This window comes from Flavobacterium rhamnosiphilum (assembly GCF_004349195.1).
GTDB classification, from domain to species: Bacteria; Bacteroidota; Bacteroidia; order Flavobacteriales; family Flavobacteriaceae; genus Flavobacterium; species Flavobacterium rhamnosiphilum.
This window is the reverse complement of sequence record NZ_SMLG01000006.1, coordinates 196285-211927: the sequence shown is the minus strand read 5'-3', so window position 1 is coordinate 211927 and position 15643 is coordinate 196285. Positions and strand designations below refer to the sequence as shown.

Here is a 15643-nt window from a genome sequence, read left to right as displayed (position 1 = left end):
ATGAGCAAATGCGAACAATGTATCGTCAGAGAATTTAGCTCTTTAAAAGCACTTACTAAAGAAGAATTAATAAAACTTTCCGACTGTAAAACATCCCATATTATAAAAAAAGGGGAGGTTATATTTGAAGAAGGAGAAAATGTGAATGGTATTTATTGTATAAAAGATGGCATTTGTAAACTGACTAAACTCAGTGCAAATGGTAAAGATCACATTGTAAAATTGGTTACAAAAGGAGAATTACTGGGGCAACGTTCCATGATTAGTGATGAACCGGTAAATCTAAGTGCTGTAGCTCTTGAAGACATGCAGGTTTGTTTTATTCCGAAGTCAGAAGTGATGGGATACTTTGACAAGAACAATCAGTTTTCGATGAACGTGATGAAAACTATTTGCGGTGATCTAAAAGAAGCCGATGATCACATGGTCAATTTAGCCCAAAAAACAGTCAAAGAAAGATTAGCCGAAACGCTTCTATATTTGCATGACACCTTTGGGGAAAACAAGGATAATTCTTTAAAAATACAACTTTCCAGAGATGAACTAGCCAGTATGATTGGTACTGCCACTGAAAGTTGCATCCGTTTATTATCTGATTTTAATAAATTAGGTTTAATTGAATTGAATGGCAAAAAAATTGTTTTGAAAGACATTAATGCCCTAAAAAAAATTGCCGAGTAATTTTAATCATTTAGGACTGTTCACTAAAAAAATGAACACTGAACATTATAATTTCTTCGCTTCTTCCCAAAATTAAGTTATTTGGAAATCATAGATTTCCAATTCCTATTTATTAGGAAGCCGCTTCGCTTCTTCCCAAAATTAAGGTATTTGGAAATCATAGATTTCCAATTCCTATTTATTGGGAAGACGCTTCGCTTCTTCCCAAAATTAAGTTATTTGGAAATCATAGATTTCCAATTCCTATTTATTGGGAAGACGCTTCGCTTCTTCCCAAAAAACATCCATTTCAGCTAAAGTCATATCCATTAAGGGTTTTCCTAATTCTCCTGCTTTGCTTTCCAAATATTGAAAACGCTTAATGAATTTTTTATTGGTGCGTTCCAAAGCATCCTCAGGATTTACATTGAGAAATCGGGCATAGTTAATCATCGAAAATAAAACATCGCCAAATTCGGCTTCAATTTTATCCTGATCGCCTGCTTCAACCTCAACTTGTAATTCTTCCAATTCCTCTTGAACCTTATCCCAAACCTGATGCGATTCTTCCCAATCAAATCCAACTCCTTTTACTTTATCCTGAATTCGGCTTGCTTTTACCAATGCGGGTAAACTTTTTGGAACGCCTTCCAGAACGGACTTTTTACCTTCTTTCAGTTTTAGTTTTTCCCAGTTTTGTTTCACTTCTTCCTCGTCTTTCACTACCACATCACTATAAATATGCGGATGACGGTGAATTAACTTTTCACAAATTTCATTACATACATCAGCCATGTCAAAATCATTCGTCTCGCTTCCTATTTTGGCATAAAAAACAATATGCAATAACAAATCCCCTAATTCTTTTTTGACTTCGTTTACATCGTTGTCTAAAATAGCATCGCCTAATTCGTAGGTTTCTTCAATAGTAAGATGACGCAACGTTTGCATGGTTTGCTTTTTGTCCCAAGGACATTTTTCTCGCAAATCATCCATAATGTCTAATAATCTTTCGAAAGCTTGCAGTTGGTTTTGTCTTGAATTCATCAGAAATGGTTTTTGGTAAAAATAAAAAAATCCTGTCCAGAAAAATAGCTGAACAGGATTAAATAGTATTTTAAAGTAAAATTACTCTTTTTTAGCTTTTGCTTTTTTTGCAGGAGTTTTCACTTCGGCAGCAGGAGTTTCTTCAACAACAGCAGCAACTTCTTCAGCAACTGGAGCTTCATCTACAACTAATCCTTTTGCTTGAAGCATATTATACCAGTTTAAAACTTTTTTGATATCAGAAGGATACACTCTTTCTTCATCATAGTCCGGTAAAATTTCTTTGAAATAAGCCGTCAATGTAGCATTATCTTCTTTATGTGAAATTGCTTGACCTTTGTTTTCTTTATCAGCAATTTTTTGCATGATTTCAGCTAATGGTTTTTCGCCTTCATACGTATAAATTGAAATTTCCGACAATAAACTCACATTGCTTTTTAAGTTTACTGTGATTTTTTTTCCATCTAATAATGATTCTGCAACAAACCCAGTACGTGTTTGTACTCTTAATACATATAAACCTGGTTTCCCAGAAATGGCTAATATTTTTTCTAAATTCATGTTTTGTGTAATTATTATTAAGAATTTGACTTATTTATTTTTTCATTTAGAACCAAAAATCATACCAAGATAAAGCTGTAAAGACTGTTTTATCTTCCTTTTTTACCAAAAAATTTCATTCGGTACTCTTGGAATGTTTTTCCTTCCAGAATGTTTTTCAGTTTCTTTTGAATCAATCGTTTTTTTAATGACGAAATTTTATCCGTGAATAAAATTCCTTCTATATGATCGTATTCATGTTGGATTACTCTGGCAATCAATCCGTCAAAAATTTCGGTTTTCATTACAAAATCCTCTTCGCAATATTCGATTGTTATGGTTGGATTTCTATATACATCCTCTCTAACATCCGGAATACTCAAGCAACCTTCATTAAAACTCCACTCTTCACCTTCTTCTTTTATCATTTTTGCATTGATAAAAGTTCTTTTGAATCCTTTTAATTCTTTTTGTTCAGCATCTTCTAATTCATCATCATCACTAAAAGGAGTTGTATCGATTACGAATAAACGAAGTGCCAATCCTACTTGAGGTGCGGCAAGTCCAACACCATAGGCATTATACATCGTTTCGTACATGTTAGCAATCGTTTCATTCAAATTAGGATGTTCTGGTGAAAGAACGGCTCCTACTTTTCTTAAAACGGGATCGCCATATCCTATAATTGGTAAAATCATTATTGTTATATTAAGTATTATCTACTATAAATCGGAATAAGTTTCCTTTTAATTCAGTCTGCAAAAATAGTAAAAAAATAGACAATGAATAATCCTGTATTGATAATTAGTATTTTTTTACCATTTAGTCAAAAACAAGGCAAATTATTCTTTGAATGAGTCACTCAATTCTTACCTTTGTTTGCAATCCAATTGTATGATTTACAAAATCCGAAAATTTACCGACAGCACGTATTTCACCAATGCCTTAAAAGTAACAATAGCTGCAGTTATTCCAGTTGTACTGTTTTCTTTTTTGGGCAAATTCGAAATAGGTTTTACAATAGCTTTAGGAGCCTTTTTTACCTATCCAAGCGATATTCCAAGCAATCTGAAACATAAAATAAACGGTATTCTGGTTACGGCTTTACTTGTTGCGGGTGTTAATTTGTTAGTGAATATTATGCATCCTTATTCCTGGATTTTCTATCCTTTTTTGGCGGTATTAATTTTTCTGATAGCGATGATTTCAGTCTATGGACAACGCGCTACGATGGTCTCTTTCTCCGCTCTAATTGCAGTTTCATTAGCATTTGCAAGCATCAATACCGGTTGGGCAATGGTGCAACATTCCGTCTTAATAGTATCTGGAGGGTTATTTTATTTGATAATTTCTCTTGTTTTCTATTACGTAAGACCACATCGCTATATTGAATTACAAATTGCTGAATGCATTAAGCTTACTGCTAAATATTTAAAACTAAGGGGTGATTTATGGACCATTAATGCTGATAAAAAATCCATTATTGAAAAACAATTGCACCTTCAGGTTGAACTGAACACCATTCACCAAAATATAAGAGAGGTATTGATCAGCAGTCATACTACTACCGGTTCTTCGAATCAAAACCGCAAAATGCTTCTGGTTTTTATTTCATTGGTAGAAATTCTTGAACTGGCATTATCTACTGCATTCGACCATGATAAATTGCATCAAAAATTTGACGGCCATCCAAAGGTGTTGCTAACGTATCAAAGTTTAGCCTATAATCTTGCCGCAAGTTTAAAGCAATTGTCCAAAAGTGTAAAAAAACGAGCTAAATACATTTCCAAACATACTTTACTCAATGATCTGAATGCCTTACAGCTTGCCATTGCAGATTATGAAAATGATTTAGGAAAAGTTCCCGCTTCCGAAGGTGTTTTTATGCTCACCACCATGCTCCAGTATGCGGAAAAACAGGTCGAAAAAATAAAAATTGTCGAACGGGCTTTTTCACTTGCTTTTAATTCTCAAGATTTTAAAGGAATAGATAAGGATTTAGAAAAATTCCTGACGCCTCAATATTATCCTTTGAGCACTTTGATTGAAAACCTGAGTTTTTCCTCTACTATTTTCAGACATTCATTGCGACTAACCATAACATTGATGGTTGGCTTTATTATTGGAAATTTTTTGCCGTTTCAAAACGTATATTGGATTTTACTCACCATAATTGTAATCATGCGACCTGGTTATGGTTTGACAAAAGAGCGTTCTTTTCACCGAATATTTGGTACTGTTTTAGGCGGATTGATTGCCTTTGGAATTCTTTCCTTTGTAAAGGACAACATTATCATCAGTATTCTTTCCATTCTTTGCATGTTATTAGGATTCTCCTTTACGCAAATAAATTATAAGGTGAGCGCCACGTTTGTCACCATGTATGTCGTTTTTATTTATGGAATTGTAACCCCTAATATTGTTGATGTAGTTCAGTATCGAATACTCGATACCGTTGTGGGGGCTGTTTTGGCTTTTCTTGCCAATCACTTTTTATGGCCTTCCTGGGAGTTTTTAAATATTCCAATGCATTTGGAGAAATCTATTAAAGCAAATCAAAATTACCTAAAGGAAATTTCCGTTTTTTACAATAAAAAAGGAACTATTTCTACTTCGTATCGTTTATCCCGAAAAAATGCTTTTATCGAAATAGGTAATTTAATGGCTTCTTTCCAAAGAATGGTCCAAGAACCAAAATCGAAACAAAAGCAATTACCACAGGTATATAAACTAGCGATACTTAATCATTCATTGCTATCTTCATCAGCTTCGTTGGGAACTTACATCCAATCGCACAAAACTACATCAGCTTCTGAGGCATTTAATGTTGTAGTCGATACTGTCATTAGAAATCTGGATAATGCCATTGCACTTTTGAAAGAAAATGATTTATATCTAAAAGAAAATCTCCCAAAAGAAGATTTAGCCATGCGATTTACGGAATTAAAAAATATTCGAGCCAAAGAATTAAAAGAAGGAATTCCTATTGATGAAGAAGCGTTTCAATTGAAAATGCAGGAAGCACAATTGGTTATAGAGCAATTAATCTGGTTGACTAATCTTTCTGAAAATATTTTAAAAACTACAAAAGCATTAATGGAGTCTTAAAGAAAAAAGCGCTGGAATTAGATAATATCTAAAATCCAGCGCCTTTTATTTTATTTCTAACTTTTCTAATTATTCAGTTTTAAAACAGAGGCAGTATCTTTCCTGATTTGATCCAATAAAGCTGGATTATCATTCAAAGTCTGGCCATGAGATGGAATCATAATTTTTAATTTTTCCTGCCATTCCGGAGTTGCCATTTCTTCTTTGAAACATCTTCCTATTAAATCTACCATAATAGAAACAGCAGTTGAAGCTCCAGGAGAAGCTCCAAGTAAAACAGCTAATGATCCATCAGCAGTTGTGATTACTTCAGTACCAAACTCTAGTATTCCTCCTTCTTTTTCGTCTTTTTTTATCACTTGCACGCGTTGTCCTGCACGTTCTAATTTCCAGTCTTTAGATCTGGCACCAGGAACATATTCTCTCAATGCATTAATCCTGTCTTTAGGAGACTGACGCACTTGCTCAATCAAATATTTTGTAAGTGGTATATTTTTAATACCAGCAGCAACCATGGGAATGATATTATCCGGTTTTATGGATAAAGGCAAATCCGAATACGAGCCATTTTTTAAAAATCGGGTTGAGAAACCAGCAAAAGGTCCAAAAAGCAATTGCTTTTCACCATTTATCATTCTGGAATCAATATGTGGCACTGACATTGGCGGCGCACCCACGCTCGCTTTACCATAGACTTTGGCCTGATGTTTTGCGATAACTTCCGGATTGGTACATTTTAACCATTGTCCACTCACAGGAAAACCTCCATACCCTTTTCCTTCCGGAACATCCGCTTTTTCCAATAATGGCAAGGAACCACCTCCGGCACCGATAAAAACAAATTTAGTATATACTTTTCTCTTTTGGCCAGTAGCCAAATCAGTAATTTTTATCCTCCAAGTTTTATCCTCGCGCTGTTTCAATTTTTTAACTTCATGATGAAAATGCATGGTAACTCCATCCAATTGCGTTAAATAATTGAATATGTTTCTGGTCAATTCTCCAAAATTCACATCCGTTCCAATATCCATAGAAGTTGCCGCAACTTTATCGGTCACCTTTCTACCTTCCATAACTAAAGGCATCCATTCTTTTAGCTGAGCCAAATCAGTACTGAACACCATCTCCTTAAAAAGAGGATTCGAATGCAAAGCCTCAAATCTTTTCTTAAGATATTCAACATTCTTATCCCCCCAAACAAAACTCATATGAGGAATACTTTTTATAAATTTTTCGGGAGATGAGATCTTTTTTTGTTGGACTAAATAAGCCCAAAACTGGCGCGAAACTTCAAAAGATTCTGCAATACTGATTGCTTTTTTCGGGTTGATGCTTCCATCTTCACTTTCTGGAGTATAATTAAGCTCGCAAAAAGCAGAATGTCCAGTTCCGGCATTATTCCATGCATCAGAACTTTCGGCAGCAGCCATATCTAATCTTTCGTAAATTTCAATCTTTATATCGGGCTGTAACTCTTTTAGGATTAAGCCAAGAGTGGCGCTCATTATTCCAGCTCCTATAAGAACTACTTCACTTTGCGAACGAATGGTTGTATCGGGCATAACAAAATTTTAAAGTGCAAAGATACTTTATATATGCAAAAAAAATGTAACAAATTATTGTTAAAAAGTAAGGAATTACAAATCTATTTTAGTCAATTGACTGGCTTTGAGTTGGATTTTTAAAACATCTTTCGAGTCAAATAATCCTGAAGCATTATCGTTGCCGAAATTTCATCGATAAGTGCTTTATTTTGACGCTGTTTCTTGCTAAGACCGCTGTCAATCATCGTTTGAAAAGCCATTTTTGAAGTAAACCGTTCATCTACCCGAATGACTTTCATATCCGGAAAATGATTGGTAAAATGCGTTACAAAACCTTTAATGATGGAAGCACTTTCTGAAGGTTCACCATTCATTTGTTTAGGCTCACCAATAAGAACAGCCTCTACTTTCTCTTTGGAAAAATAGTCCTTCAAAAAAGCAATTGCAGTCGCGGATGGAATGGTTGTCAGTCCAGAAGCTATGATTTGCATTTCATCGGTAACGGCTATTCCGGTACGTTTTTGTCCGTAATCTATGGCGAGAATTCTTGGCATTTTTTTATTTTTTTCAAAGGTAACTATTTTAATTTTCCAATTCTTAGCAACAACGGAAAAGTAACTTTCTTATCGCTTTTTTGCCAAGAGGCTTTCAAATCATTATAAATCAAATCTAAAGGTTTTTGATTGTTTTTCGAAATATAATGCTGCGTAGCTGACCATGTTTCCAAATATCCAATGAGCTCTTCAAAAGTCCATGTTAGATTATTTTCGAAATGTTCCGCAACAATTTCATCAAATGGAAATGGTATCGTACTATAATTTTCGTCTAAATATTTTCGCTCTGCATCCCAATACTGACCTACTATATTATAATAAAAATTTCGCAATATCTTATCCGAATCCGCATTGGTAGAAAACAAACCGTAACCAAGAACAGCAAAAATCCCTTCGGGTTTTAAGATTCGGTAAATTTCTTTATAAAACGAATCAAAATCAAACCAATGAACTGCTTGCGCTACGGTAATTAAATCAAATTCTTGATTTTTGAAAAAAGTATTTTCAGCAGCAGCAATTTTATAAATGATATTCTCCCCAGAGATGGCATTGTCAAGTTGGTTCTGGCTAATATCAATTCCATACACCGTTTCAAAAAATCTCGAAAGTTTGTGTGCGATTTGCCCATTTCCGGTTGCAATATCAAGCGCAACCCCTTTATTTTTGACAAATGAAACCAAATAATTAGTCATTTCATCTGGATATTGTGGTCGGAACTTAGAATACTCAGAAGCTTGTTTGGAGAAATTATCTTTCATTATTTCTGCATTTCCATTGATTTTTCAAATTTACAACATTTAGAAACTAAATTTTAAACTAAAACAACAAATATGTTAGTATTACAAAAACAAAGTTGTTTTCAAAAAAATCCTATTACATTTGCAAAAAAATAATTTTGAATTCAAATTTTTCTTATCGTCCAGATATAGATGGAATACGAGCTATAGCTGTTGTACTTGTTATATTATTTCATGCAGGTTTTTCTTTTGTCCCTGGAGGATACATAGGAGTCGATGTTTTTTTTGTTCTTTCTGGTTTTTTGATTACTTTGACTATTGACAAAGAAATGAGTAACAACTCTTTCTCTTTCAAACAGTTTTATTTAAGACGCATTAGACGGATAATACCAGTCCTTATTTTTGTAATGCTTATGGTAACTATTCCTGCTTGTTTGTTTTTATTTGCTAATAATTTAGAATCATATGGAAGAACATTAATTCATACGTTACTATCTACTAATAATTTCCATTTATGGATGAATAGCGGAGATTATTTTGCTGAAAATTCCGATTCAATTCCTTTTTTACATACATGGTCCTTATCAGTTGAGGAGCAATATTACATATTATGGCCTTTATTACTATTATTTTTACACAAAAAATTTAGTTTAGAAAAAAGGCTTGCTTTTATTTTTATTTTTCTAATTTCTGGAATTTTTCTTTCTATTTATTTAACAAATACTAATCCAAAAATGGCTTACTTTTTGTTACCAGCACGCATATTTGAACTTACAATTGGTGCGTGTTTAGCAATGTTCTGGAAAAAAGCCCCTGTTTTTTCTAAATCCCAAAATAGTCTAATCTCGATAGTTGGTTTAGCTTTAATTTTAACACCTGCGGTATTATTAACTAAATCAAGTGTGTTTCCTGGATTAAACGCATTTTGGCCATGTCTTGGGACAGCCTTGCTTATTTTCACAGGAAAAGAAATCGAAAACCAAGGCATTGTTAACAAATTATTACAGAATAAAGTCTTAATTTTAATCGGTTTACTATCTTATTCAATGTATTTATGGCATTGGCCCTTATTTGTTTTTATCAAATATTTAGGAATCAATTTAGAGGGATTGGTTAGAATTATTTCATTGCTATCAATTTTCATCCTGTCTTATTTTTCATGGCGCTTTATTGAGCAACCCTTCAGGATTAAATACAAGTACAACTTAAAAAAAACAATCCTGTTTTTAGTAGTCCCACCTATAATAACAATTGTTTTAATATATGCAGTTTTAGATGCAAAAGATGGATTCCCAGAGCGATTTCCAGAATTATCAGAATTTACCCCAAAAACTAATTACCCAAATAAGGTTAGAAAAGAATGTTTCAACAAATATAAAATAGGAAATTGTGACGAATGTTTTTTAGGAATAAAAAAGGACAGTTTAGACGGTATGCTAATAGGTGATTCATTTGCAAATCATACCGTAGCCTTTTTAGATGTCCTTGCTAAAGATGCTGGATTGTACATTCACGATAGTGCAGCTTCAGGATACCCTCTTTTAAATAATTTAAATAACGACGGTACTCCAGAATTCCCCTCAGAATATGCTACTAAAAGACTAAAATATGCCACAAAATTTAAAAATATTTTTATTGCTGCAAATTGGAATAAACAAACAGACCCTAATAGCAAAAATTATAAATCTATCATAAATACAGTTGGAGATTTGGTAAAATCTGGAAAAAAAATAATTATTTTTGATTGCCTAAGAGAAACCTCTGAAACGGATTTACATAAATTAAAATTATTAAAATCCGGATTGCCCATTTTCTTTTCTCAAAGAGATTTTTCTATTTCATTAACACCAAGACCATACAATTACATAGTATATGAAATGAAAAGAAAGTTTCCTTCAATACTTATAATAGACTTAAATGATGTTATATGTAAAAGTGGTAAATGTGAAGTAGAAATAGACAATACCATACTATACAGAGATCCTACTCATTTAAACACTAGTGGGGGTAGATTAATTGGAGAAAAATACTTAAAACTAAAAGGAAATCCATTAAAAAATTTATAACCATAATACTTTAACTTATGAATGCATTACAAACGATTATAGAACAAGCTTGGGAAAACCGTGCCTTACTACAAGAAGAAACAACAACCAATGCCATTAGGGAAGTTATAGAATTATTAGACACTGGAAAATTGCGTGTTGCCGAGCCAGTTGGCGAAGGATGGCAGGTAAACGAATGGGTCAAAAAAGCGGTGGTTATGTATTTCCCGATTCAAAAAATGGAAACATGGGAATCCGGTATCTTCGAATACCATGACAAAATGTTGCTAAAAAGAGGCTATGCCGAAAAAGGAATCCGCGTGGTCCCAAATGCCGTGGCGCGTTACGGAGCTTACATCTCTAGTGGGGTCATTTTGATGCCTAGCTATGTAAATATCGGGGCTTATGTAGATGAAGGAACCATGGTCGACACTTGGGCAACCGTAGGAAGTTGCGCCCAAATCGGAAAAAACGTGCATTTGAGTGGCGGTGTAGGAATCGGAGGGGTACTTGAACCTTTGCAAGCCGCACCGGTAATCATTGAAGACGGCGCATTCATCGGTTCTCGTTGTATTGTTGTTGAAGGTGTTCACGTTGGGAAAGAGGCCGTTCTTGGCGCCAATGTGTGTTTGACCGCTTCTACCAAAATCATTGACGTTACAAGCGAAACACCTGTAGAGATGAAAGGATTTGTTCCTGCCCGTTCCGTAGTCATTCCAGGAAGCTACACCAAAAAGTTTGCTGCTGGCGAATTCCAAGTGCCTTGTGCCCTAATCATCGGAACACGCAAACCATCGACCGATTTGAAAACCTCATTGAACAACGCATTACGCGAATACGACGTGGCGGTATAGATTTTAAATTCCAATATTTAAATACTAAATTCCAATATTTAAAAATCCAAATTCCAAATCGATACGATAATTGGAATTTGGAATTTTTTTATTAGAATTTCTCCCATTGGAATTATTTTTTTCCAATTTTTCTCTTCAGGTATTTCTTTTTGGTAATTTTTCTTTTGAATTGGGTTGTTTTTTCTAAAAGAATGGCATGCAATTTTTCCTCGGGTTGATTGCTTAGTTTCGCGTAGACCTTTGCCACCACTTTTACCATCGCTTTGGACAGCCACATTTTCTTGAAATTATCCATTCTTGCTTCTATGGATAAATCTTCAAACTTCATTCTATTTAAGTCTATCAGATAGAAATCATATTTCCCAGCATCTTTTTTTACAACCAAGGTATTTCCAGGTGAATGATCCAAAAAATTGACCTTGCCTTCATGCATCTTATAAGTAAAGGCCGTAAACTGCTCCAAAATCACATTGCGTTCTGGAAATAATGGATTATGTATCAATTCACGAATGGTAAAATCGTAGTCAATTTGCTGACAAATGTAATAGCTGTCGGCCAAAAGTCCGAAACGGTTGCGATTCTCGATATAGGCAATAGGAAAAGGCGTTGAAATGTTATGAGCCAACAAATAATTGGCATAATCAAAAGAACGCTTTGCCTTGGTGCTTCGAAAAAAAGAATAAATAATAGATTTTAACAGTCCTGGTTTTTCAAAATATTTGATATTTACTTTTTCATCACCCAAAATATTAGACTTTATTGTATTCCGCGAGCCTTTAACAATCAAGTCTCCTTGAACAAAAAAATCTGCAACCAATTGAAGAATAGAATTTTCCTGATGTATATATTTCGGATGAATGATAATTTGCACGATGTTGTTGTATTATTTTGGTTTAAAAGTATAAAAAATAGTACTTTGCACCAAGAAATAGTTTTATGAAGAAATGAGTCATACCCTTTTGCGTCAATTCTAAAGGTTCAATATGGCAAATTACATGCAACTAATCAGTAACAATAAATAACTGCATGAAAGTTTTAATCATCCAAAACAAGCGCATTGGTGACGTTTTAATCAGCTCGGTAATCGCTAATAATTTTAAAGCAAAATACCCAAAAAGCGAGGTTCATTTTATGGCATACGATTTTACGCATGGCGTTATCATGAACAATCCGAATATTGACAAAATCATTTCCATAAATGACAAGGAATTAAAAAAACTTCCTGTTTTATTTAAACTGATTCGCCAGATCAGAAAAGAAAAATACGATATCATTTTCGATCCTTATTCGAAGACACAAAGTAAATTAATCTGTAAATTCTCCGGAGCAAAACAAACCATCGGACATAAAAGCCGTAAGAAACTGGGAAACTGGGGATATTACACCCATCCCGTTACCATATCGAAAGAGAAAACAAAAATTTGCGGAAAAGCCATCGAAGATCGAATACACCTACTGAGTCAGGCAGGCAATTTCGAACCTATCGATTATGAGCCTAAAATCTTTCTTTCGGAAGAAGAAAAAAAAGAAGATTGGCTAGGAAGACATAAAGGAAAGAAAGTCGTTGTTCTTGGTGTTCTGGGCAGCACTCCCCAAAAATCGATGCCTTATGCATATGTTGCCGAAATGGTTGATTTTATAGCTTCAAACTATGATGTGAACATCCTTTTTAATTATGCACCACACCAAAAAGAGGAGGCGCAAAAAATTTATGAAATGTGCAAAAACAAATCGAGCATCATTTTAGACATTTACGCCAAAAGCATTCGTGATTTCATCAAATTGATGAATCAATGTGATGCCTTAGTTTCAAATGAAGGAGGAACTGTACATATCGCCAAAGCCTTGAATAAGCCAACTTTTACCATTTTCTCACCCTATGTAAACAAAGACCATTGGGCTAGTTTTGAAGATGGAAAATTCCATCACTCAGTACATTTACTGGAAATGAAACCAAATCTATTTGACAGTTTTACTTTTGAAGAAAGAAAGAAAATTGAAAAAAATCCTGACGAACTATACAAACAATTGACACCGGAGATGATTCTACCTGAACTGAATACCTTCTTGAAGAATAACTTATAAAATAAAAGCATCCGCCAGTGGCGGATGCTTTTATTTTTTCAAAATACCAAAATCAGTCCAGTTCCTCTTTTGTTCCTTGGTTTCTTTTCGGATATTCCTATTCTTGTTGATTGATTCCGGAGTCGCATAGCCACGCGGATGGTCTAAATGCAGACAAACTGTACTGTATCGAATTTGCTTGGGCTTAATGCCATAATTTACCAATCGCTCCCCTAACTCCCTATCCTGTCCACCATATTGCATTCTTTCGTCAAAACCATTGATGGCAAGGATATCCTTTTTCCATCCAGATGCATTATGACCATTCCAACTTGGAGTTGTTGGTGTTAAAAAGTTTAAAATCGAACTCTTCAAACCAGTGGCATCAATTTTATTGTTTTTGAAAGACGCCTTCATTCCGTTTTTCTTTAACCAAGAAACATCAAAACACAAATCAGAATAAATATCTTCTTTTGTTATGTTCTTTGACAATTCCATTGGCAATTTGTGATATCCTCCAGAAAGGAAATACCCCTCTTCCCTGAATTTGATATGCTGCTCAACGAAATCCGCACGCGGAATGCAATCTCCGTCAGACATCATAATATAGTCTGTCGTACAGGCCAATATGGCTTTGTTCAAAATTTGGGACTTTTGAAACCCATTGTCTTCATGCCAAACATGTATAATAGGAAAGAAGACTTCTTTTTTCATCTCTTCGATTAGATCAAAAGTGTCCTGACGGGAACCATCATCGGCAATAACCATTTCGAAATTGCGATAGGTTTGCGTGTTATATCCCCAAATCACTTTTTTAAGCCATTCGGGAGAATTATAGGTACTGATAACAACTGAAATATTCTTCTGCATAATGCCGCAAAGGTAACCTAAATTTGTTAATTTTGTTTTTCCTAAAAAGAAATAATGAACACCCTCGCCGTAATAATTCCTACATATAACGAGATTGACTACATCGAAGACGCCATTAAATCGGTGGAGTTTGCCGATGAAATCATCGTAATTGACTCCTATAGCACCGACGGCACCAAAGAGAAAGCACTTAGTTTAGGCTGTACGGTTTTAGAACGGAAGTTCGACAACTTTTCCAACCAAAAAAACCACGCTATCTCATCTGCAACCGGTGATTGGGTTCTGTTTTTGGATGGGGACGAACGTGTGACCCAAAAACTGAAGCTTGAAATCCTTTCGGTTATTAAAAACGGGAAACATTCGGGTTACAAAATCAGTTTTCCTCATTTTTACATGAATCGTTTTTTATACCACAAGGTGGATCGAGTTGTTCGATTGGTAAAAAATAAAAACATCAAATTCACGGGAGACGTCCATGAAAAACTCCATGTTGACGGAAGTATCGGCTCACTGAAAAATTTCATGATCCATTATACCTACAAAGGACTCTTTCATTTATTACAGAAAAAAGATTCCTATGCTTGGTTTCAGGCCAATACCTCCTATAAAAAAGGAAAAAAGGCCACCTATTTTCATTTGATTTTCAAACCTTTTTATCGCTTCTTTTCTTCTTATATTTTAAAGAGAGGCTTTATGGATGGAGTTCCAGGCTTGGCATTGGCCAGCGTAAACGCCTACGGGGTTTTTTCGAGGTACGCAAAAATTATTTTAATACAAAAAGGACTAAAATAATTTCAATTTACCGAAACGCAGTTTCAACTTGAATTTTAATAAACTATCATTTCCTTTAACATCTAGAGGTACGCAAAAATTATTTTAATACAAAAAGGACTAAAATAATTTCAATTTACCGAAACGCAGTTTCAACTTGAATTTTAATAAACTATCATTTCCTTTAACATCTATCCGCATAATTTCATACGGGTCTTTAAAAGGAAAGCTATTGATTTTATTCCCTATCCGCAATCCCATTTTTACATTATTGTGTTGCAAAACCCTTTTGAATTGACTTTTTTTAGGTTCTTTTTTGGGATAATTGCCATACGGATAAGCAAGGGCCTTGTAGACTTTCAATCCATTTTGCTCGACGATTCGGAAACATTTGTCAAAATCTTCATTCATTTCTGACTCAGACAAAGCCGCGTATTTTTTATGGGCGTAAGAATGCAAACCCAATTCTACCCTATTATCTAAACCTTGCAATTCTAGCATCGACATCATTTTCTCTTTTCCTTCATTCCACAAATCGGCTTTGCCAATATAGCCAAAAGGGATAAAAAAAGTGGCTTTCAGATTGTATTTCTCAAGCAAAGGAACGGCATAAAGCAATTGATTTTCAGTCACATCATCAAAAGTCAGAACAACACTTTTTTGAGGAATTTCCGTTAAAAATTCCAATTCAGAAAGATGAAAAGAGTTAAAATCATTTTCAGTCAAATACCGAAATTGTTCCTCCAATCTTTGAGTAGAAATCGTTAGTCCATCACTATCAGACTCTTTATCTGATACATTATGATACATCAATATAGGTAATCGTGCCATTTGCTTTTTTTGAAAAAT

At 34.3% G+C, this 15643-nt stretch carries 15 protein-coding genes; 6 read left to right on the top strand and 9 right to left on the bottom strand.

Annotation, left to right across the window (positions count from 1 at the left end; all coding sequences use genetic code 11):
• Positions 1 to 681: a Crp/Fnr family transcriptional regulator gene (locus E0I26_RS10045; RefSeq protein WP_131916345.1), complete on the top strand. Its 681-nt coding sequence runs from the start codon at positions 1 to 3 to the stop codon at positions 679 to 681.
• Positions 682 to 924: 243 nt separating this feature from the next.
• On the opposite strand, the gene mazG is transcribed toward E0I26_RS10045, so the two are convergent.
• From mazG to def, 3 genes are all read right to left on the bottom strand, one after another.
• A complete protein-coding gene (gene mazG, locus E0I26_RS10040) occupies positions 925 to 1707 on the bottom strand; it encodes a nucleoside triphosphate pyrophosphohydrolase (protein ID WP_131916344.1) in 783 nt (260 codons plus the stop codon).
• Positions 1708 to 1788: 81 nt separating this feature from the next.
• Positions 1789 to 2268 carry a DUF5606 family protein gene (locus tag E0I26_RS10035; protein ID WP_131916343.1) on the bottom strand — a complete coding sequence of 160 codons (480 nt, stop codon included), beginning with the start codon at positions 2266 to 2268 and terminating at the stop codon, positions 1789 to 1791.
• 89 nt (positions 2269 to 2357) lie between these two features.
• The gene (gene def / locus E0I26_RS10030; protein WP_131916342.1) at positions 2358 to 2945 is read right to left on the bottom strand and encodes a peptide deformylase; all 588 of its coding nucleotides are present in this window, start codon (positions 2943 to 2945) and stop codon (positions 2358 to 2360) included.
• Between the two features lie 196 nt (positions 2946 to 3141).
• Between def and E0I26_RS10025 the strand changes: the two genes are divergently transcribed.
• Positions 3142 to 5355 (top strand): FUSC family protein, encoded by a 2214-nt coding sequence (locus tag E0I26_RS10025; protein ID WP_131916341.1) that lies wholly within the window; start codon positions 3142 to 3144, stop codon positions 5353 to 5355.
• A 65-nt stretch (positions 5356 to 5420) separates the two neighbouring features.
• Here the strand turns inward: E0I26_RS10025 and E0I26_RS10020 are convergent, their stop codons facing one another.
• The 3 genes from E0I26_RS10020 to E0I26_RS10010 form a co-directional block, all read right to left on the bottom strand.
• Entirely contained in the window at positions 5421 to 6917 is a 1497-nt protein-coding gene (locus tag E0I26_RS10020; RefSeq protein ID WP_131916340.1) for a malate:quinone oxidoreductase, read from the bottom strand.
• A 119-nt stretch (positions 6918 to 7036) separates the two neighbouring features.
• Complete coding sequence (gene ruvX / locus E0I26_RS10015; protein WP_131916339.1) at positions 7037 to 7453, bottom strand: Holliday junction resolvase RuvX; 417 nt, start codon at positions 7451 to 7453, stop codon at positions 7037 to 7039.
• A 23-nt stretch (positions 7454 to 7476) separates the two neighbouring features.
• Positions 7477 to 8211, bottom strand: coding sequence for a class I SAM-dependent methyltransferase (locus E0I26_RS10010; RefSeq protein ID WP_131916338.1), 735 nt, complete (start codon positions 8209 to 8211; stop codon positions 7477 to 7479).
• A gap of 137 nt (positions 8212 to 8348) precedes the next feature.
• Between E0I26_RS10010 and E0I26_RS10005 the strand changes: the two genes are divergently transcribed.
• Together E0I26_RS10005 and E0I26_RS10000 are read left to right on the top strand one after the other, a co-directional pair.
• Complete coding sequence (locus tag E0I26_RS10005) at positions 8349 to 10256, top strand: acyltransferase family protein (protein ID WP_165929435.1); 1908 nt, start codon at positions 8349 to 8351, stop codon at positions 10254 to 10256.
• Between the two features lie 17 nt (positions 10257 to 10273).
• Positions 10274 to 11089: a 2,3,4,5-tetrahydropyridine-2,6-dicarboxylate N-succinyltransferase gene (locus E0I26_RS10000; RefSeq protein ID WP_131916336.1), complete on the top strand. Its 816-nt coding sequence runs from the start codon at positions 10274 to 10276 to the stop codon at positions 11087 to 11089.
• A gap of 112 nt (positions 11090 to 11201) precedes the next feature.
• Here the strand turns inward: E0I26_RS10000 and E0I26_RS09995 are convergent, their stop codons facing one another.
• Positions 11202 to 11960, bottom strand: a complete 759-nt coding sequence (locus E0I26_RS09995; RefSeq protein WP_131916335.1) for a lipopolysaccharide kinase InaA family protein — start codon at positions 11958 to 11960, stop codon at positions 11202 to 11204.
• A gap of 155 nt (positions 11961 to 12115) precedes the next feature.
• On the opposite strand from E0I26_RS09995, the gene E0I26_RS09990 reads away from it, so the two are divergent.
• Complete coding sequence (locus E0I26_RS09990) at positions 12116 to 13174, top strand: glycosyltransferase family 9 protein (RefSeq protein WP_131916334.1); 1059 nt, start codon at positions 12116 to 12118, stop codon at positions 13172 to 13174.
• A 30-nt stretch (positions 13175 to 13204) separates the two neighbouring features.
• On the opposite strand, the gene E0I26_RS09985 is transcribed toward E0I26_RS09990, so the two are convergent.
• Positions 13205 to 14023, bottom strand: coding sequence for a glycosyltransferase family 2 protein (locus E0I26_RS09985; protein ID WP_131916333.1), 819 nt, complete (start codon positions 14021 to 14023; stop codon positions 13205 to 13207).
• A 54-nt stretch (positions 14024 to 14077) separates the two neighbouring features.
• Between E0I26_RS09985 and E0I26_RS09980 the strand changes: the two genes are divergently transcribed.
• A complete protein-coding gene (locus E0I26_RS09980) occupies positions 14078 to 14815 on the top strand; it encodes a glycosyltransferase family 2 protein (RefSeq protein ID WP_131916332.1) in 738 nt (245 codons plus the stop codon).
• A gap of 99 nt (positions 14816 to 14914) precedes the next feature.
• Here E0I26_RS09980 and E0I26_RS09975 read toward each other — a convergent pair whose 3' ends face one another.
• Positions 14915 to 15625 (bottom strand): polysaccharide deacetylase family protein, encoded by a 711-nt coding sequence (locus E0I26_RS09975; protein ID WP_131916331.1) that lies wholly within the window; start codon positions 15623 to 15625, stop codon positions 14915 to 14917.
• Positions 15626 to 15643 lie beyond the last annotated feature (18 nt).

Coding starts and splice junctions, on each gene's coding strand:
- E0I26_RS10045 (WP_131916345.1), top strand. CDS start 1: ATGAGCAAATGCGAACAATGTATCGTCAGAGAATTTAGCTCTTTAAAA.
- mazG (WP_131916344.1), bottom strand. CDS start 1,707: ATGAATTCAAGACAAAACCAACTGCAAGCTTTCGAAAGATTATTAGAC.
- E0I26_RS10035 (WP_131916343.1), bottom strand. CDS start 2,268: ATGAATTTAGAAAAAATATTAGCCATTTCTGGGAAACCAGGTTTATAT.
- def (WP_131916342.1), bottom strand. CDS start 2,945: ATGATTTTACCAATTATAGGATATGGCGATCCCGTTTTAAGAAAAGTA.
- E0I26_RS10025 (WP_131916341.1), top strand. CDS start 3,142: ATGATTTACAAAATCCGAAAATTTACCGACAGCACGTATTTCACCAAT.
- E0I26_RS10020 (WP_131916340.1), bottom strand. CDS start 6,917: ATGCCCGATACAACCATTCGTTCGCAAAGTGAAGTAGTTCTTATAGGA.
- ruvX (WP_131916339.1), bottom strand. CDS start 7,453: ATGCCAAGAATTCTCGCCATAGATTACGGACAAAAACGTACCGGAATA.
- E0I26_RS10010 (WP_131916338.1), bottom strand. CDS start 8,211: ATGAAAGATAATTTCTCCAAACAAGCTTCTGAGTATTCTAAGTTCCGA.
- E0I26_RS10000 (WP_131916336.1), top strand. CDS start 10,274: ATGAATGCATTACAAACGATTATAGAACAAGCTTGGGAAAACCGTGCC.
- E0I26_RS09990 (WP_131916334.1), top strand. CDS start 12,116: ATGAAAGTTTTAATCATCCAAAACAAGCGCATTGGTGACGTTTTAATC.
- E0I26_RS09985 (WP_131916333.1), bottom strand. CDS start 14,023: ATGCAGAAGAATATTTCAGTTGTTATCAGTACCTATAATTCTCCCGAA.
- E0I26_RS09980 (WP_131916332.1), top strand. CDS start 14,078: ATGAACACCCTCGCCGTAATAATTCCTACATATAACGAGATTGACTAC.
- E0I26_RS09975 (WP_131916331.1), bottom strand. CDS start 15,625: ATGGCACGATTACCTATATTGATGTATCATAATGTATCAGATAAAGAG.